General features: G+C 73.3%; 1 protein-coding gene. It reads left to right on the top strand.

What is annotated here, in order from left to right; translation table 11 throughout:
- Positions 1-13: 13 nt before the first annotated feature.
- Positions 14-225 (top strand): transposase (locus C6N31_RS46725; protein ID WP_368860211.1); only part of this gene is annotated, 212 nt, incomplete at its 3' end.

The raw sequence follows: 225 nt of genomic DNA, 5'->3' as shown, positions 1-225 counted from the left end.
CAGCGCCGACGGCCTGCCGACCGTCCAGGTCACCTTCCGCCAGCCGGACTGCACACCCTGCCCGCAGCGCGCCCGCTGCACCCGCTCGACGGTCAACGCCCGCTCCTTGACATTCCGTCCCCGCCAGCAGTTCGAGGCCCAGCAACGACTCCGCGCCGAGCAGGCCACCGACGCCTGGCGCGAGCAGTACGCCCTGCGTGCGGGCATCGAGGGCACGATGGCCCA

The organism is Streptomyces fildesensis (assembly GCF_016107395.1).
GTDB lineage: Bacteria > Actinomycetota > Actinomycetes > Streptomycetales > Streptomycetaceae > Actinacidiphila > Actinacidiphila fildesensis.
The sequence above is the reverse complement of the archived record's forward strand: the minus strand, read 5'-3'. Positions and strand labels throughout refer to the sequence as shown.